Below are 22,525 nucleotides of genomic sequence, written 5' to 3'. Positions count from 1 at the left end.
CATGATGTCTTGAAATTCAGTTAAATTTAAATATCATTATTATTTTTATTTACTTTATCTAAATTAGTAATATATCTATATAAAGTAGCTTCAGAGATGCTCAATTTTTTTGCTACAAGCGGAATTGAGCTCTTTAATTGGAATATCTTTTTAGAGTTTAAAAGTGATACAATCTCAACTTTTTCTTTTTTAGAAAGCATAGACACCGGTTTGTTAATAGTAGATATAATATCATCAATAAGTCGGACAGCCACATCTGTGATTTTAATATCTAAATTTTCTGCTGTTTCAGCAATTAAACTATCATCAGCTTTTTCAAAAATAACATTTTCAACAAGATCATCAGGATGACATAATTTCAAAATATCACTGGATATTTTTTCATATCTTGAATCATCAAAATTAATACATAGTAAACCTATTATTTCATTAGATTCGTCTTTTATATATTTTGTAGAACAGCGAATAAATTTATTACCACGAACAATACCTCTATAGTTAGCTCTGTAGTCTGTGAATTTATAATCTTTATCTTTTAAATTTTCTTGCATATAATCAGTAATAGAATCCCCTATAGATCTATTACTGATTAATCCATTAGAAATTGCAATAATTTCATTTTTATTATTACGTAAATCAAATAATACTACTTCATAATCGGGTCCTAGGGTTTCTCCAAGAAATTGAACTAATTCTGTATAATGAAGCATTATATTTTTTGACATAAAAACACCTCCTTGTAAGTAGATATATATCAATATTATAACTTATATGTAGATAAAATCAGATATTAATAAAAAATTATTAAAAATACAAGCAAAATTGATAAAAATTAAAAAAATGCGTAATAATATTACATGAAATATAATATTATTACTTTGATTAATAAAAAAATAGACAAACAGACTTAGAGATGATAATATATTATTAAACAAAGAAAGAGGAGGAATAATTTATGGCTATTAAGTACATACCAGAACCATTTAGAATTAAAATGGTAGAAAGAATTAAAATGTTAACAAGGGAAGAAAGAATTGAAAGAATTAAAGAGGCTAAATATAATACTTTTAATTTAAAAGGCGAAGATGTTTACATTGATCTTTTAACAGATAGTGGAACAAATGCAATGAGTGATGAACAATGGGCCGGAATCATGAGAGGCGATGAAGCTTATGCTGGTGGAAAAAGCTATTATAAATTAGTAGATACAGTTAAAGACATATTTGGATATGAATATGTTCAACCAGTACATCAAGGTAGAGCTGCGGAAAAGGTTTTATTCCCATTATTACTTGAAAAAGGTAAAGTTGGAATTTCCAATATGTTTTTTGATACAACTAGAGCTCATGTTGAATTAACAGGAGCAAAAGCAATAGACTGTGTTGTAGAAGAAGCAAAAGATCCTACTCATAGAGCACCTTTTAAAGGGAATATGGATGTTGAAAAATTAGAAAAACTAATAAATGAATATGGTAAGGAAAAAATTGGTTTAGTTGTAATGACAATAACCAATAATTCCGCAGGTGGACAACCAGTATCTGTACAAAACATGAGAGATGTATCAGTTGTATGTAAAAAATATAATATACCATTAGTTATAGATGCAGCTAGATTTGCAGAAAATGCACATTTTGTTAAACAAAGAGAAGAAGAATTTAAAAATAGTACTTTAAAAGAAATAACTAGAGAAATTTTTAGTTATGGTGATATGTTTATTATGAGTGCTAAAAAAGATGCTCTTACTAATATGGGTGGACTTCTAGCTATAAAAGAAGATGCGGAACTTTTCCAATTAGTAAAGGGTAATACTATTTCATTTGAAGGATTTATAACATATGGTGGATTATCAGGTAGAGATATTGAAGCATTAGCAATAGGCCTACAAGAATGTCTAGATGAGGGTTATTTAAACTATAGAGTTGGACAAATAGAATACTTAGGTTCTATATTAGATGATAATGGAATAGCTTATCAATCACCAGCCGGTGGTCATGGACTTTTTGTAGATGCAAAAGCAATGTTCCCACATATACCATATTATGAATTTCCAGGACAAGCACTAGCAATTGAACTTTATATAGAAGCAGGAATAAGAACTTGTGATATTGGATCATATATGCTAGGAAACGATCCGGAAACGGGAAAACAAAGACAAGCTGATTTTGAATTTACTAGATTAGCAATAGCAAGAAGAGTTTATACACAAGCACATTTTGATATAATGGCAGAAGCTTTAATTGCAATTAAAAATAGAGCAAAGGATGTTAAAGGATATAGAATAACTTGGGAACCTCCAGTGTTACGACATTTCCAAGCACATTTAGAGCCGGTTAAATAGATAAAAATAAAATAGCTAGAAGAATTCATTCTCCTAGCTATTTTTATAAGAATACATATTTTTATAAAAATACATAAGGAAGGTTACAAATGTCAAAAGAAGATAAAAATGTTACAAGTATAGATAACAGGGAAACCTTTTCATCGAGATGGGCCTTTGTACTTGCATGCGTTGGCTCAGCAGTTGGTATGGGAAATATTTGGTTATTTCCCTATAGAGTTGGACAATTTGGCGGATTTGCTTTTTTAGTACCTTATTTCATTTGTATATTTTTACTGGGCTTCACAGGTGTTATTGGAGAAATGTCCTTTGGTAGAGCCATGAAAACAGGACCAATGGGAGCTTTTAAAAAAGCGATGGCGAGTAGAGGAAAGAAAAATGGAGACTTAATAGGTCTTATTCCAATAATTGGTTCTTTAGCAATAGCTATTGGCTATTCAGTAGTAGTTGGTTGGATAATAAAATTCACCGTAGGAGCATTTGCAGGTGATTTGGTAAAAGCAGCAGATAGTGCGGAATATTTTGGAACAATAGCAGGAACTTTTGGCTCTATTCCTTGGCATTTAATAGCTTTAGCTTTAACATTTATAATAATGAATGCAGGTATATCTGCAGGAATAGAAAAAGCGAATAAATATTTAATGCCAGCATTTTTTGTGCTATTTATAGTTTTAGCAATTAGAGTTGCTTTTTTAGATGGCGCTAATGAAGGATATAAATTCTTGTTAAATCCGGATTGGTCAGCCTTAGCTAATCCAAAAACTTGGGTTTATGCATTAGGACAGTCATTCTTTTCATTATCATTAGCAGGTTCAGGAACATTAGTCTATGGTAGTTATTTAAAAGATGATGAAAATGTTGTTAAAGCAGGTGTTAGTATTGCAATTTTTGATACAATAGCAGCATCTCTAGCAGCACTTGTTATTATTCCTTCAGTTTTTGCTTTTGGAATGGAACCGACATCAGGTCCACCAATGTTATTTATAACAATGCCAGAGGTATTTAAACAAATGCCATTTGGTCAATTATTTTCAATAATATTTTTCATAGCAGTGCTTTTTGCAGGAATTACTTCTTTGGTAAATCTATTTGAGGCACCAATTGAAGCACTTCAAGATAGATTTAAGTTTTCTAGAACAAAAGCTGTTATAACAATAGCTATTGTAGGGGTTATAGTAGGAGTATTTATTGAGAATGCTGATGTTTTATCTACATGGATGGATGTTGTAAGTATATATGTAATTCCAGTAGGAGCTTTATTGGCAGCGATAATGTTCTTCTGGGTTTGTGGAGATAAATTTGTAAAACAGGAAATAGGTAAAGGATTAGATGGTGAAGTTCCGAAGTTTATTATTCCTATGGGCAAGTACGTATTTTGTGGATTAACTATAATTGTAGTAGTATTAGGAATTCTTTGGGGAGGAATAGGTTAAGATTTAGTAGATATAAAAGAATAAGAAAAGTAAAAAACCTTCAAATCTGTAAAGGGATTTGGAGGTTTTAATATTTTTAAATTATCTACATTAGAATTAAAATTAAGGTATAATTTAATAGAGGTGAAAAATGAAGAAAAAATTTATTTTACTTTCTCTATTATCTATAATTTTATTATTTACAGCTTGTAATAAAAATAAATATATAAAAAATCAGGATACAATATTTGGAACATTTGATACAATTATCGACTTTACAGCTTACACAGAAACGGAAGAAGAATATAAAAAGTATTACTCTCTAGTAAAAGAAGAATTTAATAGACTTCATAAACTATATGATATTTATAATGACTATGAAGGAATTAATAATATTAAAGCTATTAACGATATGGCAGGAATAGAACCTGTAGAAGTCGATAGGGATATTATTGAATTATTGAAATTTTCTAAAAATATGACAGAAAAATATTCCTATAAAACAAATATTGCCTTTGGTCCGGTACTTAATATTTGGCATGAATATAGGGAAGAAGCCTTAGATGAAAATAATAAGGAAAAACCGGAGGTTCCAAACATAGAGGAATTAAAATCGGCTTCGCAACATACAGATATAAATAAAGTAATTATTAATGAAGAAAATAGCACAGTATTTCTAGAAGACGAAAAAATGTCTTTAGATATTGGTGCAACATCAAAAGGATATGCTTCCCAATTAGTTATGAACAAAGTTAGGGAGGCAGGTTGTAAATCAGCAATACTTTCAGCTGGTGGGAATGTAATTTCTATAGGTAAACCGATGGAAAAAGATAAGGATAAATGGGGAATAGGAATACAAAACCCTAATTCTGAAAAAGGGGATACAGGTAGCTCAATTATAGATATTGTATATGGAAATAATATATCCCTAGTAACTAGTGGAGACTATCAAAGATATTATGAAGTAGATGGGAAAATCTATAATCATATTATAGATCCCGATACATTAGTGCCTGGAGATTTATATAAATCTGTAACGGTTTTAGCAGAAGATAGTGGAGTAGCAGATTTTCTTTCAACAACCTTATTTCTACTTCCAATAGAAGAAGGAAAAGATTTAATAAAGGATATTGATAATGTTGAAGTTATATGGATTGACAAAAATGAAAAAAAACACATAACAGAAGGAATGAAAAATTATTTACAAAGTGAAGGAATAACAGCAAAAGAAGACTAAAACTAGTCTTCTTTTTCACTGTTAATATATGCAATTGATTCATAGGGTTTTAAAACCAATGGATTGGTAAATGTTTTGTCACCGTAATTACTAATTAGTATTTTAGAATTCTTATATTTTTCAAATATATTATTATTAAATTCATAGATTAGTTCTTCATTACTAAAATTATTAATACAGATTAATTCCTCATTGTCTAAATATCTTTCAAAAATAAATAATTTATCGATATCTGTATTTATTTCTCTATAGTTTCCATGAGAAATTAATTTTAAATTCCTTCTTAAACTTATTAATTTTTGGTAATGTTTAAATATGGAATTTGAACTTTCCCTATCTTTTTTAGCGTTAATTTCCAAATAATTCTCGTTAATTTTTATCCAAGGAGTTCCTCTTGTAAATCCGGAATTTTCTGTGTCATCCCAATGTATAGGAATTCGACCGTTATCACGAGAACGCCTTGAAAGAATATTTAAGGCTTCCTCTTTTGATTTTCCTTTTTCAAGTAAAATATTGTAATAATTTATACTTTCATAGTCTCTAAACTCCTCTATAGACTCAAAGTATCCATTAGTCATACCAAACTCCTCACCTTGAAATATATAAGGAGTACCTCTAAAAAGATGAATTATATTAGCTAGTAATTTAGCCGATTGAACTCTATATTCCTTGTCATTGGTAAATCGGGAAACTGCCCTTGGCTGGTCATGATTATTCCAAAACCAAGCACTCCAACCACCACGGTTTTGCATTTCAACTTGCCATGTAGAGAAAATTTCCTTTAGTGATTTATAATTTACAGGAGCAAGTTCCCATTTTTCACCATCCTTATAGTCTACTTTTAAATGATGAAAATTAAAGGCCATATTTAATTCTTTATTTTCCGGTTTTGTGTATTCTATACAATTAGCAATAGAAGTAGAGGACATTTCACCAACAGTAATCATATTTTCAATACCGGCCTTATATACAATTTCCTGTAAGTATTCATTTACCTTAGGACCGTCAGTGTAAAACCTTCGCCCATCACCTTGAAAATCATCTTCAAATATTTTTGGTTTAGAAATTAAATTAACAACATCAAATCTAAAACCTTTAACACCTTTATTTTTCCAAAACTTTAAAACATTTACAAGTTCGTCACGTAACTCTTCATTTTCCCAATTTAAATCCGCTTGGCCTTTATGAAAAAGATGAAGGTAGTATTTATCCAAAGATTCTACATATTCCCATGTAGGACCTCCAAATTTAGAAATCCAGTTAGTTGGTAGATTATTATTTTTTGCAGATTTAAAAAAATAATAATCTTGATATTTCTTATCGCCAGCTAATGCTTTTTGAAACCATTCATGGTGAATAGAACTATGATTAAATACCATATCTAACATTATTCCAATACCATAACTATCGGCTTTTTTTATAAGATTATCGAAGTCCTCCATAGAACCAAATCTTGGATCTACAGAGCAATAATCGTCTACATCGTATCCGTTATCATATTGGTGAGATTTAAAGAAGGGGGTAATCCAAATCATATCTACACCCAATTCTTTTATATAATCTAACTTTTGTTCTATTCCTTTTAAATCACCAATACCATCACCATTACTATCATAAAAGGATCTAGGATATATTTGATAAACTGTCATATTTTTAAAATTCATAAACAACTCCAATTATTTAACTTTATTTTTCTTTCCCCATAGGAAAGTTAAAATGAAAGGTACTACAATTGATACAATCATTGCTATTAAAAACTTAAGCATAAATTGAGTCTTAATAGATAAAATACCTGGTAAACCACCAACTCCAATAGAGTTAGCTTGAACTCCAAAACCAACGGAAATAACAGCTGCTATAGCAGAGCCTATCATACCACATATAAAAGGAGCTCTATATTTTAAGTTAACCCCAAATAAAGCAGGTTCAGTAACACCTAAATAAGCTGAAATAGTTGCAGGTATGGAAACTTGTTTTGCTTCTTCGTTTTTTCTTTGTAACACAACCATAGCAAGTACAGCAGAACCTTGTGCTATGTTGGATAAAGCAATCATTGGCCAAAGAATAGTACCACCAAAATCTGCAACAAGTTGGGTATCAATTGCATTTGTTGTATGATGTAGACCTGTAATAACAAGTGGTGCATATAAAAATCCAAATACAGCAGCAAATAACCATCTGAAATTAGAAGTTAAACCACCGTAAACTATTTTAGATATCCAATTACCTATAACCCATCCAATAGGTCCTAAAATTACATGGGCAAATATTACTGCCAAAAGTAGAGCGAACAATGGTACAAATATCATTGAAATAACTTCAGGTATGATCTTCTTAAAAAATCTTTCCAAATATACCAGTGTAAATCCTGCTAACATTGCTGGTATAACTTGAGCTTGATAGCCTATCATGTCGATTTGAAAGAAACCGAAGTTCCAAAATGGAATATCAGCAGCGGCAGTACCGGCTACAGAATAGGCATTTAAAAGTTGAGGAGAAACTAAAGTAAGACCTAGCACAATACCTAAAATTTGAGTAGTTCCCATTTTTCTAGTAATGGACCAAGTAATTCCTACAGGTAGGAAATGGAAAATAGCTTCACCAATTAACCATAGAAAATCATTTACGCCTGCCCAAAATTGAGAAACATCTACAATAGCATTATAAACTGGAGTACCGTCTTTTAAAGTTTGAGCAACTCCATCAACTACTTTTTGACCTAAGGATTCAAATCCAATTTCTCCTAAAATATTCCTAAAACCTAAAATTAATCCTCCGACAATTATTGCTGGGATAATAGGTGCAAATATTTCGGCTAAAGTTGAAGCGATTTTTTGAAAAATATTTTGATTTTTCTTGGCCTCCTCTTTTACAGCTTCCTTACTTACACCTTCAACGCCTGCAATAGAAACAAAATCATTATAAAAATTTGCAACATCATTACCAATAATAACTTGAAATTGTCCTGCCTGAGTAAAAGTACCCTTTACTGAAGGCAATGCTTCTATTTTTTCAGTATCGGCTTTTTCTGGATCGTTTAAAACAAATCTCATTCTAGTAACGCAGTGTGTAACAGCGCCTATATTTTCTTTTCCGCCAATAAACTCTAAAAGTTTTCGGCTATCTTCTAAATATTTTCCCATTTTCTACCTCCTAATATCCTATACGTACAAGTTTTGTTAAATAGAAGCTTATAAAACAAGATGTATTCCCGACACCTTATACGTATAAGTTTGTACTTAAGTTATATCATATTAATACTAAATTAGCAACTGTTTTCCCAATTATCTTTGTGCAAAATCAAAGAATTTAAACTTATCTGATCTATGTCTAGAGTAGGTAATTTGAAATAATATATTATCTTCCAGATAAGTGAAACTTTCAATATTTGCAATTAAAGTATCCTTCTTCAAATCTAAATATTTAAGATCTTCCTTAGTTGGCTTTTCTACAGTAATTGTTTTTTTGGCAAAATCTATTTTTAAACCAAGTTCATTTTCTAAATATTCATAAATTGAACCACCAGCAATTTCCTTATTTAAATTGCCAATATATTTTTCTAGAAAAAAGTCCTTATCTAATATTATTTTTTCATTATCAATTTCCCTAATACGTATAATTTCTAAAATTTTTTCCGATTTAGGAACATTAAACAAGTTATAAATATAATGGGATTTATTAACTATTTCAAACTTAACGACTTCTGTAGAAGCATTTAAATTTCTTTTCTTAACTAGTTCTTGAAAACTGGTTATTCTAGAAACTGGAAATTCATATTCCTTTCTATTTAAAACTGTAGATTTTTGACCTTGACTTTTTTGAATATACTTCCTTTCAGCAAGAACTGTCATAGCTTTTCTAACAGTATCTCGTGAGCAATTCCATTCTTTCATTAATTCATTTTCAGAAGGAAGAGTATCGCCGGGTAATATATTATTGTTGTCATAATCCTTAATAAAGGAATCGATTATTTTTTTGTATTTTGGAGTCATAAAATATCCTTTCAAAAATAATAGTATTATGTAAATATATTATTACAATAATTTAATAATTTCAAATTTAAATTAGAATTTAAATAATAGTAAGGAACAATAGTCTCATAAAAAAATAGGATTATATTTTGATTCAAGAGATGGGGAAAATCCATACTTATCTTATGAACTAGTTGAATTAAATATTAAAAGCAAATAAATGCCTACTGTCGACCTTGAATAATGCTAGGAAAACGGAAGATCGACAGTAAGGATAAAATAACATAATTAGCCATTCTTTATAAATGGAGTTTTCCTAAGAAGAAAAAATAGGATATAATGTATACATCGACAGAATACAGGACTATAAGCTTGTAAAATACAGGTGTAAAATAGCACCTGTTTTAATAGAACTACAGTAGAATGTAAATAGAGTTGATAGAGGGACAAGTACCTAAAAAAGCTGGTTTTAATAGAACTACAGTAGAATGTAAATATAGCTTCTGACTTTTTAATTCTTCCGTCTTCTTCAAGTTTTAATAGAACTACAGTAGAATGTAAATTTGAAATGGCGATAAGCTCATCATCTCTTATAGGTGTTTTAATAGAACTACAGTAGAATGTAAATGTCAAAAATTCTTAAATGAGTTAATGGAAAGAGGTTTGTTTTAATAGAACTACAGTAGAATGTAAATGAATTTATTTTAGCAAACAAAGAGCTAGGGAGGAAAGTTTTAATAGAACTACAGTAGAATGTAAATTTTTATCTTCTAAATCGTTGTCTATATAATAATCTGTTTTAATAGAACTACAGTAGAATGTAAATATCTTTGAATTTTGTGTTGCTATCTTCTGTGTAAACGTTTTAATAGAACTACAGTAGAATGTAAATTAGAAGATATAGAAAATATCGGTTATGAATTTAAAATAGTTTTAATAGAACTACAGTAGAATGTAAATATTGTCACGGAAAATCTTAACAAGGCAGTTGAAGAAAGTTTTAATAGAACTACAGTAGAATGTAAATTTAAAAGGTATAAAGTCTGATGTAAGTCCACTACAGTTTTAATAGAACTACAGTAGAATGTAAATGGGGCAGAATTGTTCGATACTGGTGGAGCTAGCGTAGTTTTAATAGAACTACAGTAGAATGTAAATATTTCTTTCCAGCCATCATTTTTTATTATTTTAGCTAAGTTTTAATAGAACTACAGTAGAATGTAAATAAATTAGCAAAAGCATTAGATTTCAAAATAGAAAAGTTTTAATAGAACTACAGTAGAATGTAAATAGAGCACATCATTTCAAAATGTAAGAGATGCTGTAGTTTTAATAGAACTACAGTAGAATGTAAATCTAATAAGGGTCAGATGTATCTAATAGGCTGTTTTGTTTTAATAGAACTACAGTAGAATGTAAATTCAGCTATTACAATATCACTGTCCTTGTAAGGACTTCCGTTTTAATAGAACTACAGTAGAATGTAAATGAAGATAAAATTAATAATATCGGAATTACTGATGAAGTTTTAATAGAACTACAGTAGAATGTAAATCCTTTTTCTCTAGCGTCAATAGATTTTTCAGACATGTTTTAATAGAACTACAGTAGAATGTAAATGTGGTAGATATAGGTTTAGATGATGATGTAAAACTACTGTTTTAATAGAACTACAGTAGAATGTAAATATTTTACAATCATTTTAAACTTACAATCATATCTAGTTTTAATAGAACTACAGTAGAATGTAAATTATCTCTATAGACGAATTCCACCGTTCATTTATTCGTTTTAATAGAACTACAGTAGAATGTAAATATATTTAATTTTCTAAAAATCAAATAATTATCACCGTTTTAATAGAACTACAGTAGAATGTAAATTGGAGCTTTGGGAATGAGTTAGAAACGTTGATAGGGTTTTAATAGAACTACAGTAGAATGTAAATAAAACAAAGACAGATTGAAAGAAGCATTAGGACTTAGTTTTAATAGAACTACAGTAGAATGTAAATTTTTTCTGCAGTCTTGGTTTTGTTTTTAAAGAAATGTTTTAATAGAACTACAGTAGAATGTAAATAGAAGATGATTACTTTGCAGGACTAGAATATGAAAAGTTTTAATAGAACTACAGTAGAATGTAAATCAAGAAGATACAACAGACTATTTATTTAAAAATGGGTTTTAATAGAACTACAGTAGAATGTAAATCAGAAACAAGCAGAGTTAGTGAAGAAAAGAAAAGAGGTTTTAATAGAACTACAGTAGAATGTAAATTACTATGTATATACTATATACATAGTTTTAATAGAACTACAGTAGAATATAAATGAGGATGTCATTTGATTTAACTGCGTCATTACTCTGTTTTAATAGAACTACAGTAGAATGTAAATATGTTTTCTATTATTTATAAAAGTTTTTTTGCGTCTAAATAAAAATACAAATATTAGTTATTGAATTTATAATAGAAAATATTGGGTATAATATAAATTGGAATAATAATATCAAATAAGGAGGATTTTATGGATACAAAAGATATTAAGGACAAAGCAAAAGATATAGGAGAAGAAGTAAAAGATAAGGCGAAAGATGCTGGAGAAAAAGTAAAGGATGCCGGGGAAAAAGTAAAAGACAAGGCAAAAGAAGTAGGAGAAGAAATAAAAGATAAAGCTAAGGACATAAAAAAATAAAATAAAGTCCTATTCTAGTTAGCGTAAAGGTGGATTAATTTCCACCTCTTTTTTTATGTAAACAACTAAATTAAGCCATAGTTTACTACTTACTTCCCAAAAAATCGCCTTGTAGGTCCATTTTGGAAGGATTGGCTTGATTTCAATGTTTGTAGCAATAAAATAGGGGATTTATTTATCCTCCTAGACTAAGGGAGAAGACTAAACATCTCTCTTGAACTCTTTTATTCTTTCTTCAATCAAAGCTTTTAATTTTTTAATAGTATCTAGATTTTAATAAATAATATATCTAAATTCGATCAGACAAATATTTAATTCGCTATTATTTGAAATCTTAAAAGCTGGGGAATAATATGAAGGTTTTAATAGCGCAATTTTTATTCTGTGGAAAATAGTTTAAAATCCAACTATAATGTAAAAATTTTTGATTTATAGAAAGAAGAGTCTGACCCTATATTATATTTTGATGAAAATAAAAAACGTAGAAACTTGGATAAAGATTTAGAAACTAAAAAGTATGAAGATGATATTTTATGGTGAATTATCTGTTTTTATAATCACTATAGTAAGTGGTATGCCAGCTATTTCAAAAGGATATATAGATAGAATATTTATTAATGAATTTGCCTATAGTTACAGGAAGATTTTCCCGATAGTCATTAAAAATAAATCTGCTTTTATTATTACTACTTATGATACTCCTATGTTATATGCTAAAATAGCACAACAAGATTATGGAATAATCTTAAAAAACAAGTTTTTAAAAATTTTAAGGAATATCACCAGTGAGAATTTACACAATGTCATTTTAAGAAATAAAAATATAGTATAAAAAAAATTTTCAAGAAATTCGAAAGTACAGTAGAAAATTTATATATAATAAGATTATTGGAAAGGGGAGTGTTTAAGGTTTTTTAAATTTTAAATTAGATATTAATGGTGGTAATTTAATTTCTTCCATTCTTTTTTTGGATATTAAATGTTCTGGTAAATAAAAAATCCAGCTGTTAAACTGTACTTAGTATTCAGGCAATTTTAATTCCGTCAAAAAAGAGTCCGAAAACAACCGAAAAATATCGACTTTGTTAATTTAAAATATTTAGGTAAATATCGTAAATCAGATACTTTGCAACTAAAAACGTAGGTTTTAAAATGATATGCTCTGTTTTAATGGAACTATAGTAGAATGTAAATTTATTTTGGCAAAATAAAACCCTAGACTATTTTTCATCCAGGGTTTGTTATTGAGGTATTTTAATGAATTGTTTGGATTTTTGTTTTTTGTTTATATTTTTTATAAGAAATCTTCGGTCTTTAAGATATCGGTAGCCTTATCTACATTTTTCTCGTTGACCATTACAATAGGACCTGTACATCCCATTCCACTTTCGGCATATATATTATTTTTCCAAAGTGCTGTTACTGCATCTTCTAAATCTAATATATCGATACCGGTTATAGAACCTGTAACTATTTCTTGTGGAGGAGCTTTCACATCCGCACTGTCCTCAACAACTTTTTTAGCAGTTAATGATTCTAAAACTTCTTTAAATTTATGAGAATTTACTTCCTTATATTCCTTTTCAGCAATTGTTTTAATATTTCCAATTACCAATTCAAAAGCGTATTTTATGGCATTTGCTATTACAGGGGCACCGGATGCTCTTGAAATAATCATTATAGTTCTATCGTAGCCTTCACCTATGCCGGGACCATATCCATAGCCTAGGGATTCGTAACTACCGCCTGTTGTAAATGCAGAGAACATTTTCATTAATATATTTCCTGTTAATGAATCCGTTACACATACATCAGGAACTCCTTGTAATAAATCATTGCCACGTAGTACTGCTCCTCCGTCACTTCTTGCGGATTCGCCATACTCAAATTTATATCCATTTGATTTTAAGTTGTTTAAAGCTTTTTCTACTTGTTTTGCACCATCAACATTTAATATTCCTACTGTTGGATTTTCACGACCTAATGCTTTTGCTACAGAAATACCAGCAATGGTATTTTTAACCATACCTTCAACTCTATTAGTTGAACTAGTGCCTGTAGTTGTCGCTATAAGCATTTCTTTGCCTACTCCAGGAGTTATTACTCTACCAATTGTAGAAACGCCAATAGGGAAGCTGTAGTGCATTGTAACACAAGCGTCTATATATTTTGAATCTAAAAGTTCTTCCATTTTATTATGGGCTTCTTCTTCTGTAGATACTTCTACTAATTCAAATTCTGTTTCTACTTTTGGACCAATAAGGATTATTTCATAGTTAATTGATTTAGCTAAATTAGCTGCTTCAAGCATATTGGTTAGACCATGTTCACTACCTAATATGGTTAAACCAATTTTAGGTTTTTTAGCAAATGAGCCACTTTCTATACCATCAGCTATTTCTAATAAGGCTTCTGCAATAATATTTTTTGACATATTATCACCTCTATTCTTGTAGCATATTTGATGCTAATTCTCTTAAGGACTCACCAATTATTTTTTTAATTTCTTCTTTAGATATACCTTGGTCATCTGATTCTTCTCCAGTATTTCTTTCACATATAAAAGATACACCATCGAATAAATTAGTCATTCTACCAAGGAATAAACTACCTTTTCCAACGAACATTACTCTATTTTTATCACCAGAAGTAAGGTCATCTATCATATATCCTATATAAGGTACTCCAGAAGGGATGTGTCCTTGTGTAGGAGCCCAGCCTGGTAATCCTTTTTCTTCGATTAAACTCTTTAATTGAGCTCTTTCAATATCTCCACGTTTTACTGCTAATGCTGCAATCATTTTATAGTTTGCTTCTGGTACATTACCAGCGCCTGCAGGAACGGTAATGTCCGGATTTTGCATTTCTACAGAATAGGTATCAACGTCTGTAATTTTTAAGTTTGCTCTATCTAGTCCTGTTGTAATTAATGAAGTCATTACTGCTTGTGGGGAAGAGCCTGTACCAACATTGTGTTTTCCTGTTAAATCTGTTCTAAATATAGGGCTAACACCATCATTTTCTGAAACTAGTATTGCAAAAGTTCCTAGAACATCTTCTAAAACAGGATGACCTTTTTTAACGTGATCCTTTGCATTCATTCCTAATTTAGCAGTAGATCCACCAGCTACAACTAATACATTTTTATATACTCCTGCTTTAACTAAAGCAGCTGCTTCTATTAAAGAATGGATAGGGGCAGCACAGAATCCTCTAGTGTCAGAGCCGGAAGCGTTAGTTAATTGAGCAACTTCAGCAATGGCTTTAGCAAAGTTACCGCCACCTCTTTGGTTAATATCTCCACAAGCTTCTTCGGAACATTCTACAACATAGTCTATTTCATCTTTATTAACAGATGTATTTCTTAATAGGGCAATTGTTGCTAATACTCCTGATGCTTTAACAACTAGGTTTTCAAACATAGTATGAGCATTTAAGTTAACGTCAACATCGTGAGCGGCTTTTACAATTCCTACTAATTTGCCATCATTATATAATCCTTCAGCTTTTTCTTCATCTAATAGATGTTTGTCTGCTTCTACGTCATATGGTTTTATTTTATTAAAAGCATCTATAAGTTCAGGATAATTTTCTTCAATTTTAGGTTTTATTTCATTAATAAACTCTTCAGTTAACTCTACTAATTCAAAGGAGTCACATATTTTCATTACAGCAATAAACTCATCTTGAGGAGTTATTTCGCCAAACTTACCTTTTCTTTGTCCTTTAAATTCTTTATCATGCCAAGGTAATTCATAATTATTTAGTTCTTCAGGTCTTAAGTTACCAATATATACCTGATTTGGTAAATAATTTACTACTTCTTCGTAGGTTCTTATATGCTTACCTACTTCTTTTAAAAAATCAGAATCCGGATTTACAACTCTTTCTGTTGAAGTTGTAGAACCATTTTGAATAATCATGTCTGGAGTATGAACTAATACATATCCAGCGTTTTTAATTACAGGAAACGACATATTTACCTCCATTCAATTATGGATTCTGCCTATGCAGAATCCATAATATTTTTTATTAACCTTCAAAAACTGTTTGATCTTCAACTTTAGTTTGTAAAGCTTTTAAAGCTTTTTCAACTAATTTTCTTCTTAAAGCTTTTTCCTCATCAAAATCCAAAGCAGGATTTCCTAATGGATGAGGGATAGCAACAGCAGGTACAATTCTATTAGCTCCTACTGTTAATGAAATAGGTACTACTGTACAAATGTGTACTACTGGAATACCTGTTGCTTCAATTTCTTTTACCATTGTTGCACCGCAACGTGTACAGGTACCTCACGTTGAAGTCAATATAACGGCATCTACGTTATCAGCAGCAAGTTTTTCTCCTATTTCATGTGCGTATGCTTTAGCACTAGCTACAGCTGTTCCATTACCTACAGTTGAATAGAAGTAGTCATATAATTTTCCAATTTTACCTTCTTTTTCTAAATCTCTTAAAACATCTACAGGTAAAACTCTATCTGGATCCTCGTTAGCATATACAGGGTCATGTCCACCGTGTGCAGTTTCGAATTCGCCTTCTTTTAAATCATCTATGCCAGCTATAGAATATTCTCCATATTTTGAAGCAGAAGAAGATTCAATTCTGTCTGGGTTACCAAAAGGTACTATACCACCTGAAGTAACTAAAGCTATTGTAATATTTGACAGATCAGCAATTTCAGGACTTGGTTCAACTCTATCGAAAGTAGGCATAGGGTATTCTGTTTCGTAATCTTCGCCTTTAATTTTCTTAACAAGCATATTTACAGCTCTTTCAGAACCACGTACATCACTAAAGTAGTTTACTCTGATTCCTCTTTCAATATAGCTTTCTTCCTTAGGTCCAAGAATTTCTTCTCCTAAAGCTAATTTCTTTCCTAATTTAGCCATTTTAGGTAGAGCTTTTCTCATACCAGCTGCTGAATTAGCAGTTTCTATTATGAAAAGATCCTTCTTAAACATATCAGCACCAGGATTTTCAACATACATTCCTGTAATTGCTGGAATATTTAATTCGTCTTCTACTAATTTTGTAATTGTTCCAGCTGCAACTCCGTAACGACCGGCATTAAAAGCTGGACCAGCGATAAAAAGATCAGGGTTGAAACTTTTTATCATTTCTAAAACTTCTTTACTTGCTGACTCTATATTTTCGTTAAAATAACTATCTCCACATACAACAGTAGCAACAACTTCGAAACCTTCACCTAGTTTAGATTCTAATTGTTTACTTACTGGAGGTAATTCTTCAGCAATGAAAGGCTTAGTGTCGGCTTTTTCTTCTCCACCAATTCCAGCGAAAAACTGGTTAATATAGTGCACGACTTTTTTATTCGCCATTTATCTATCCTCCTAAATAAGAAATTTAAATATTAGTTATTTGCTTCTTCTCTAATGTCATTCATTTCTTCAGCAATTTCGTCAACGTCTAGAACCATTTCCATCATACCGATTTGTTCATCATAAACAGTTGCATCAAATAATTCTTTTACTTCAGGTTCAACTACATGATATACCGCTAAACCTAACGCAACTCCAGCTAAAGGACCAGCAAATGTTGGGTCTCCTAACGTAACTGTTTCAGCTGCAAGACCTGCAGCTTCGGCTTCTGCTGCACCTAGTAAAACCACAAGATTTTCTGCACCATATTTGTCAGATGCATCCTTAACTCTCTTTTGATTTTCTAAGTCCATAGCGCCAGCGCTAGTTCAGACAAAACATTCAGTTGATGAGAAAACTACTTCTGTATTAGGAACTGTGTTAACACATTCTTCTATTGCAGGAGCAGGTATTCCATCACGGTCGCCTATTATGATTAATTTTTTATTTTCTAATAAACTCATGATATCCTCCTAAATTTTTAATATTTATTAATAAGTTTTTGCTGTTAAATAATGGTATCCTGTTTCATTTGTAGCACCTGTTATTGCTTGGATTTCCACTTCAATAGTTCCGTCTTCTCTAAGGGAACCTTGAGCACCACCAGCAATTACATCTACTACTTCTATATGACCAATAATCTTATCTAACTTTGGTAATACTACTATTTGGTTTGCGTTACCAGCTGTTACTACGGCATCAGCTTTTTCATCAGCGTCTGCTAATGATTGAGAAGCTCCGTTTTGTCCAGCATATTCGTCAGTTACTATAACTGTCTTTATACCTTTTTCTTCTATTTTCTTACAGTTCATTATTAAATCTGTATCTGGGTTTCCAAATCCTTCTTGAGAGATTATTACAGCATCTACTCCAAGGTATTCAACTAATTTAGAAGTCCAATTTGAAGATCTTTCCTTATCCATTAAATATACATTTTCATTTGTAATTACTACTCCTACAAAGTTGTAGTCCTTACCATGTCTTGCATATAGATCTTCAATTATACCGTTGTTTAAATGAACGTATGTTGGGTTCTTATCACAAGCAGATACACAGTTACCACTTACAATAGCTCCATCCATTACTTCAGTAGGGTATAGGATAGTAGGTACTATTTGTTTAGCGTCTACACCATATACATATGTGTCATGAAGTAAACCTTGAGTTTGTAACATATAAACATAAGCTACTTTTGGTAAATCAGGGTATTCTTGTAATTGGTCTAACAATGGTTTTGTTTCATAAACAGTTGTTTCTTCAGGAGTTAATTCTCTAGCTAATTCTCCAATATAAGCAGCTGCTTTGAAACCGATCATTCTAACTGCTTTTTCATGGTCATGTTGTTTTAATCCATCAACAGGTTCGCAAATAACAACTAAGTTATTTAATTGTGAGAAAGGAGTATATTTAGCACCTTCTCCAACCATGTCTATAATACCTTCTTGGAAACCAACTATTTTTCCAGTTGTAACAACAGCCATTCCTTTTAATGCATAGGTTTTTCCTTGACCAACAGTGTCAACTTTGTTTAAGATACCAGGAAATATTTGTCCAGGTCCTTCAACTTTAACCCTTGGTTCAATAACGTCTTTAACTGGGGTAATTCTAATACTTTCACCAGGTTTAGCAATATCAAAATCAATAGATTTAATATGCTCGTCTCCGCCAATGGCTTCTAATAATTCTTCCTTATTAACATAAAGAATGCCATTTTCGATTTTTGATGAATCAGCAAATTGTATATCCTTAATAAAAATTTTGCCTAATTCTAATCGCATTATACACCTCCGACTTTTTTATTAAATAATATAAAATACTGGGTATTTTATTTATTAGTTATAGTATTTAAGGATCATTGCTTCTATATTTTCTACAGTAGCATCATCTTTAGTGATTTCGTCAACTTTTTCTCCATCTTTATACATAAGCATAGTTGGTAAGCCTAAAACTTTTTGTTTTATTGCTAATCTTCTTGCTTTTGTAGTGTCAAGAGAACAGAATTTAATTTTATCTCCATATTTTTCAGCTAATTTATGAACATCTGGCATTAAAGCTTTACATGGTTCACAACCTTGGCTCCAAAAATCTACAAATACATAACCTTCAACATTTAATACTTCATCTTCAAAAGTTTTTTTATCTAGTTCTAACATAGTTCCTCCTTATTAAAAATTTTCGTTAATATATTTTTCAGCATTTACTGCGGCAATAGCACCATCAGCAGCTGCTGTTACTACCTGACGTAATGATTTTTCTCTAACATCTCCAGCTGCAAAAACACCGTCTACATTAGTTCTCATTTCTTCGTCTGTTACAACATAACCATTTCTTAAGTCTACTTTATCTTTAAATAATTCAGTTTGTGGATTAAATCCTATAAAGATGAAAACTCCCATAGTTCCATCATCTTCATCTGCGAAATATTCAGAAGTTTCTCCTGTTACAGTGTCTTTTAAAACTACAGATTCAAGGATTCCATCTCCTTTAATTTCAATAATTTCCTTATTTAACCACATTTCAATTTTGTCATTTGCTTTTGTATTTTCTATAACTGTATTACAAGCTTTGAAAGTATCTCTTCTATGAACAAGATAAACTTTTCTAGCGAATTTAGTTAAATAAATAGCTTCTTCTAAAGCGCTATCTCCACCACCAACAACAATTACTTCAAAATCTTCAAAGAAGTCTGCATCACATGTTGCACAGTAGGAAACTCCTTTACCGGTAAATTCTTTTTCTCCAGGGCAACCGATTTTTTTAGGAGAAGCACCTGTTGCAATTACAACTGTTTTTGCCTTATAGGTTTCGTTATCGCAAACTACTTCTTTAATTTTGCTTTCTAAATTTACCTCTTTAACATTTGCCATTTTAATTTCAGCACCAAACTTTTCAGCTTGTTCAGTAAATCTTTTAGTTAGGGAAGGACCAGTAGCGTTTTCAACTGAACCAGGATAGTTTTCAACTTCACTAGTACTTACTATTTGGCCACCCATTTTTTTTTCTCCAAAACTAGAGTTTTCATTTTTGCTCTAGCTCCGTACAAGCCAGCTGCTAATCCACCTGGACCAGCGCCAATGATTATTAAATCATAAATATTGTCCATACTTTTGTATTCCTCCTATATTTTTATATTTTTAAAAGTTAAATAATTATCATATATATTTAAAAATTTTTATAGATTTTACTTTGATTAATGCTATATTCTTGCTAAAGTGTTATCTATTAAATCTTTATCAACAACTTGAAAATCATCTAAGATAGATTCTGTCCATTTATAGTTTTTGTTCATTGCATAAAACTTACTTGCAGTAGCAATAGCTTCTTCAATTAATTCTAGAGAAGTGAAAGAAATAATTTTTCCTTCTTTTAAAATTAAAGTTCTGTATACAGTTTCATAAGGCTTCACACTTCCATATAATGGGTGGGTAAGAAGCTCGTATCCCTTGTGAATGTAGTCCCTTGCATTTTTTAATATACCCAAATAATCTGTATCTACAAATTCTACATTATATTTATTTGTATATTCTAGGTTATTAAATTTTGGGTTATTGGTTACTATTAACATAAAACACTCCTATATAAAACAAAAAACAGAAAGATAATTGCCTTATCTTTCTGTCGAAATCTCCAGATAGTAGTCCAATGCTGGTTCCTTTACCTGAGAATTTCAAATATTTCTTTGGCGAGAAATACTCTTGTCCCTTCGGTTTCGTAATACGAATCTCCCAACACCTTCAACCTATTTTCTTTTGTGCTATTATTTTATCATGGCTTTGATAAATAGTCAACAATGATGATTAGCATGTGATGAAAACTCTATCATATAGTAAATGAATCAAATGTTAAAACCTAGCCGTTATAAAGAAAATACAAACAAAACAACTTAGGAAAACGGTAACAAAAATGGTGTTTTTTATAGCTGTTTTTTAGGTTAAATTATAAAAAAGTGGAATATTTTTTTAACAATAAAAATATATTTATTAAACCACAAATATATTTAAATTTTAAATAAATTTCTTTTAAATATATTTACAGTTATAATATTATTAAATTGACAAATCATTATACAAAGGAGAAATAAGATGAATAAAAATGAATTATTTAGAAAAATACCATCTGTTGAAGAAATATTGATTTTAGAAGAAATTAACGAACTGGATTATCCAAGGGCTTTAAAAACAGAAGCAGCAAGGGAAGTATTAGCTAGTATAAGAAAAAAAATAGCTAATGTTAGAGATGAAGAATTATCTATTGTAGCAGAGGAAATAAATATAAATAGTATTATAAAAAACATCATAACTACTTTGGAAAAAGAATTTTCTTCCTCCTTGAAGAAAGTTATTAATGGAACAGGAACTATTTTACATACTAATTTAGGTAGGTCATTAATAAGCGAATCTATAAAAGATGAAATATGGAAAATAGCTTCAGGCTACTCTAATTTAGAATATGATTTAGATCTAGGGCAAAGAGGTTCGAGATATAGTCATGTAACCAAAATAATTAAACTACTTTTAAATGTTGAGGATGTTTTAGTAGTAAATAATAATGCAGCGGCAGTTTTACTTGTTTTAAGTACTTTTGCTAAAGATGAGGAAGTAATTGTTTCTAGAGGGGAGCTTGTAGAAGTAGGAGGAGCTTTTAGAATACCGTCAGTAATGGCTATGAGTGGAGCTAAATTAGTAGAAGTTGGTTCTACTAATAAAACAAGAATTTCCGACTACGAAGAAGCTATAACTGAAAATACAAAATTGTTGATGAAGGTTCATACAAGTAACTATAAGATGATAGGTTTTACAGAAGCTGTTTCAAATAAAGAATTGAAAAAATTAGGTGAAAAATATGACCTACCTGTAGTTGAAGACCTAGGTAGTGGTGTATATTTTGACTTAGAAGAATTTGGACTAAAACATGAGCCGACAATAAGGGAGTCAATTAACTCAGGAATAGATTTAGTAACATTTAGCGGCGATAAACTTTTAGGTGGACCTCAAGCAGGAGTCATAGTAGGTAAAAAAGAATATATAGATAAGATGAAAAAAAATCAATTATTAAGAGCTTTAAGGGTAGATAAAATAACATTAGCTTCCTTAGAGGCTACTTTGAAATTATATTTTGATGAAGAAAAAGCAAAGAAAGAAATTCCTGCAATGCGAATGATATCCTATACAGTTGAAGAATTAGAAGAAAAAGCAAAAAGGTTAAAAAGTATAATAGAGGAAAAAGAAGTTAATGTAGAACTTGAAATAAAGGATGAGTTTTCTACTGTTGGTGGTGGCTCTATGCCGGGAGAGGAATTTCCTACAAAGGTATTGACTATATCATCGGAAAAATATTCGGTTTCAAAAATAGAAGAAAAATTACGCTTATCAAAAAATCATATAATAGGCAGGGTAAAGGATAATAATTATATGTTGGATTTACGAACAATTCAAAATTCCGAATTTGAAATAATTGCAGAAGAAATAGAAAAAAATCTGAAATAATGGAGGG

At 30.3% G+C, this 22,525-nt stretch carries 17 protein-coding genes, 1 pseudogene, 1 CRISPR repeat array and 1 riboswitch; of the genes and pseudogenes, 6 read left to right on the top strand and 12 right to left on the bottom strand.

The genetic code is table 11. From position 1 onward, the window contains the following. Nucleotides 1-26: 26 nt before the first annotated feature. Nucleotides 27-725, bottom strand: coding sequence for a helix-turn-helix transcriptional regulator (locus JFY71_RS03990; protein ID WP_243661756.1), 699 nt, complete (start codon nt 723-725; stop codon nt 27-29). A 230-nt stretch (nt 726-955) separates the two neighbouring features. Between JFY71_RS03990 and JFY71_RS03985 the strand changes: the two genes are divergently transcribed. The 3 genes from JFY71_RS03985 (at nt 956) to JFY71_RS03975 (ending at nt 4,987) form a co-directional block, all read left to right on the top strand. Beyond that, on the top strand, nt 956-2,338 hold the full coding sequence (locus JFY71_RS03985) for a tryptophanase (RefSeq protein WP_243661755.1): 1,383 nt from the start codon (nt 956-958) through the stop codon (nt 2,336-2,338). A gap of 89 nt (nt 2,339-2,427) precedes the next feature. After that, complete coding sequence (locus tag JFY71_RS03980; RefSeq protein WP_243661754.1) at nt 2,428-3,771, top strand: sodium-dependent transporter; 1,344 nt, start codon at nt 2,428-2,430, stop codon at nt 3,769-3,771. Between the two features lie 130 nt (nt 3,772-3,901). Beyond that, entirely contained in the window at nt 3,902-4,987 is a 1,086-nt protein-coding gene (locus JFY71_RS03975; protein WP_243661753.1) for an FAD:protein FMN transferase, read from the top strand. 2 nt (nt 4,988-4,989) lie between these two features. Here JFY71_RS03975 and JFY71_RS03970 read toward each other — a convergent pair whose 3' ends face one another. From JFY71_RS03970 to treR, 3 genes are all read right to left on the bottom strand, one after another. After that, nucleotides 4,990-6,651 (bottom strand): alpha,alpha-phosphotrehalase, encoded by a 1,662-nt coding sequence (locus JFY71_RS03970; protein WP_243661752.1) that lies wholly within the window; start codon nt 6,649-6,651, stop codon nt 4,990-4,992. Nucleotides 6,652-6,663: 12 nt separating this feature from the next. Beyond that, nucleotides 6,664-8,130: a PTS system trehalose-specific EIIBC component gene (gene treP, locus JFY71_RS03965; RefSeq protein WP_243661751.1), complete on the bottom strand. Its 1,467-nt coding sequence runs from the start codon at nt 8,128-8,130 to the stop codon at nt 6,664-6,666. A 141-nt stretch (nt 8,131-8,271) separates the two neighbouring features. After that, nucleotides 8,272-8,979 (bottom strand): trehalose operon repressor, encoded by a 708-nt coding sequence (gene treR / locus JFY71_RS03960; RefSeq protein WP_243661750.1) that lies wholly within the window; start codon nt 8,977-8,979, stop codon nt 8,272-8,274. Nucleotides 8,980-9,359: 380 nt separating this feature from the next. After that, a CRISPR array of direct repeats spans nt 9,360-11,353; the repeat unit is 30 nt; unit sequence GTTTTAATAGAACTACAGTAGAATGTAAAT. 129 nt (nt 11,354-11,482) lie between these two features. Here treR and JFY71_RS03955 point away from each other — a divergent pair. Together JFY71_RS03955 and JFY71_RS03950 are read left to right on the top strand one after the other, a co-directional pair. After that, a complete protein-coding gene (locus tag JFY71_RS03955) occupies nt 11,483-11,650 on the top strand; it encodes a hypothetical protein (RefSeq protein ID WP_243661749.1) in 168 nt (55 codons plus the stop codon). A 517-nt stretch (nt 11,651-12,167) separates the two neighbouring features. After that, the gene (locus JFY71_RS03950; RefSeq protein ID WP_243661748.1) at nt 12,168-12,482 is read left to right on the top strand and encodes an NAD(P)H-dependent oxidoreductase; all 315 of its coding nucleotides are present in this window, start codon (nt 12,168-12,170) and stop codon (nt 12,480-12,482) included. A 462-nt stretch (nt 12,483-12,944) separates the two neighbouring features. Here JFY71_RS03950 and grdD read toward each other — a convergent pair whose 3' ends face one another. From grdD to JFY71_RS03910, 8 genes and pseudogenes are all read right to left on the bottom strand, one after another. Continuing rightward, the gene (gene grdD, locus JFY71_RS03945) at nt 12,945-14,084 is read right to left on the bottom strand and encodes a glycine/sarcosine/betaine reductase complex component C subunit alpha (protein ID WP_243661747.1); all 1,140 of its coding nucleotides are present in this window, start codon (nt 14,082-14,084) and stop codon (nt 12,945-12,947) included. A 10-nt stretch (nt 14,085-14,094) separates the two neighbouring features. Then, nucleotides 14,095-15,627, bottom strand: a complete 1,533-nt coding sequence (gene grdC / locus JFY71_RS03940) for a glycine/sarcosine/betaine reductase complex component C subunit beta (protein ID WP_243661746.1) — start codon at nt 15,625-15,627, stop codon at nt 14,095-14,097. A 55-nt stretch (nt 15,628-15,682) separates the two neighbouring features. Further along, a complete protein-coding gene (gene grdB / locus JFY71_RS03935) occupies nt 15,683-16,993 on the bottom strand; it encodes a glycine reductase complex selenoprotein B (protein ID WP_243661745.1) in 1,311 nt (436 codons plus the stop codon). A gap of 32 nt (nt 16,994-17,025) precedes the next feature. Beyond that, nucleotides 17,026-17,496 (bottom strand): glycine/sarcosine/betaine reductase complex selenoprotein A, encoded by a 471-nt coding sequence (gene grdA / locus JFY71_RS03930; protein WP_243661744.1) that lies wholly within the window; start codon nt 17,494-17,496, stop codon nt 17,026-17,028. Nucleotides 17,497-17,523: 27 nt separating this feature from the next. Then, nucleotides 17,524-18,810, bottom strand: a complete 1,287-nt coding sequence (locus tag JFY71_RS03925; protein ID WP_243661743.1) for a glycine/sarcosine/betaine reductase component B subunit — start codon at nt 18,808-18,810, stop codon at nt 17,524-17,526. 54 nt (nt 18,811-18,864) lie between these two features. Next, nucleotides 18,865-19,185 carry a thioredoxin TrxA gene (gene trxA / locus JFY71_RS03920; RefSeq protein WP_243661742.1) on the bottom strand — a complete coding sequence of 107 codons (321 nt, stop codon included), beginning with the start codon at nt 19,183-19,185 and terminating at the stop codon, nt 18,865-18,867. A 12-nt stretch (nt 19,186-19,197) separates the two neighbouring features. Further along, a pseudogene (gene trxB / locus JFY71_RS03915) lies at nt 19,198-20,126 on the bottom strand (thioredoxin-disulfide reductase). 102 nt (nt 20,127-20,228) lie between these two features. Continuing rightward, nucleotides 20,229-20,597 carry a GrdX family protein gene (locus JFY71_RS03910; RefSeq protein ID WP_243661741.1) on the bottom strand — a complete coding sequence of 123 codons (369 nt, stop codon included), beginning with the start codon at nt 20,595-20,597 and terminating at the stop codon, nt 20,229-20,231. Nucleotides 20,598-20,668: 71 nt separating this feature from the next. Then, nucleotides 20,669-20,770: riboswitch (glycine riboswitch) on the bottom strand. Nucleotides 20,771-21,114: 344 nt separating this feature from the next. Here JFY71_RS03910 and selA point away from each other — a divergent pair. Then, nucleotides 21,115-22,518, top strand: coding sequence for an L-seryl-tRNA(Sec) selenium transferase (gene selA, locus JFY71_RS03905; protein ID WP_243661740.1), 1,404 nt, complete (start codon nt 21,115-21,117; stop codon nt 22,516-22,518). The last annotated feature ends 7 nt before the right edge of the window (nt 22,519-22,525 follow it).

This window comes from Miniphocaeibacter halophilus, from assembly GCF_016458825.1.
Classification (GTDB): domain Bacteria; phylum Bacillota; class Clostridia; order Tissierellales; family Peptoniphilaceae; genus Miniphocaeibacter; species Miniphocaeibacter halophilus.
Note: the sequence above shows the minus strand (reverse complement) of the source record. Positions and strands in the feature narration are given on the sequence as shown.

Coding starts and splice junctions, on each gene's coding strand:
- JFY71_RS03990 (WP_243661756.1), bottom strand. CDS start 725: ATGTCAAAAAATATAATGCTTCATTATACAGAATTAGTTCAATTTCTT.
- JFY71_RS03985 (WP_243661755.1), top strand. CDS start 956: ATGGCTATTAAGTACATACCAGAACCATTTAGAATTAAAATGGTAGAA.
- JFY71_RS03980 (WP_243661754.1), top strand. CDS start 2,428: ATGTCAAAAGAAGATAAAAATGTTACAAGTATAGATAACAGGGAAACC.
- JFY71_RS03975 (WP_243661753.1), top strand. CDS start 3,902: ATGAAGAAAAAATTTATTTTACTTTCTCTATTATCTATAATTTTATTA.
- JFY71_RS03970 (WP_243661752.1), bottom strand. CDS start 6,651: ATGAATTTTAAAAATATGACAGTTTATCAAATATATCCTAGATCCTTT.
- treP (WP_243661751.1), bottom strand. CDS start 8,130: ATGGGAAAATATTTAGAAGATAGCCGAAAACTTTTAGAGTTTATTGGC.
- treR (WP_243661750.1), bottom strand. CDS start 8,979: ATGACTCCAAAATACAAAAAAATAATCGATTCCTTTATTAAGGATTAT.
- JFY71_RS03955 (WP_243661749.1), top strand. CDS start 11,483: ATGGATACAAAAGATATTAAGGACAAAGCAAAAGATATAGGAGAAGAA.
- JFY71_RS03950 (WP_243661748.1), top strand. CDS start 12,168: ATGAAGATGATATTTTATGGTGAATTATCTGTTTTTATAATCACTATA.
- grdD (WP_243661747.1), bottom strand. CDS start 14,084: ATGTCAAAAAATATTATTGCAGAAGCCTTATTAGAAATAGCTGATGGT.
- grdC (WP_243661746.1), bottom strand. CDS start 15,627: ATGTCGTTTCCTGTAATTAAAAACGCTGGATATGTATTAGTTCATACT.
- JFY71_RS03925 (WP_243661743.1), bottom strand. CDS start 18,810: ATGCGATTAGAATTAGGCAAAATTTTTATTAAGGATATACAATTTGCT.
- trxA (WP_243661742.1), bottom strand. CDS start 19,185: ATGTTAGAACTAGATAAAAAAACTTTTGAAGATGAAGTATTAAATGTT.
- JFY71_RS03910 (WP_243661741.1), bottom strand. CDS start 20,597: ATGTTAATAGTAACCAATAACCCAAAATTTAATAACCTAGAATATACA.
- selA (WP_243661740.1), top strand. CDS start 21,115: ATGAATAAAAATGAATTATTTAGAAAAATACCATCTGTTGAAGAAATA.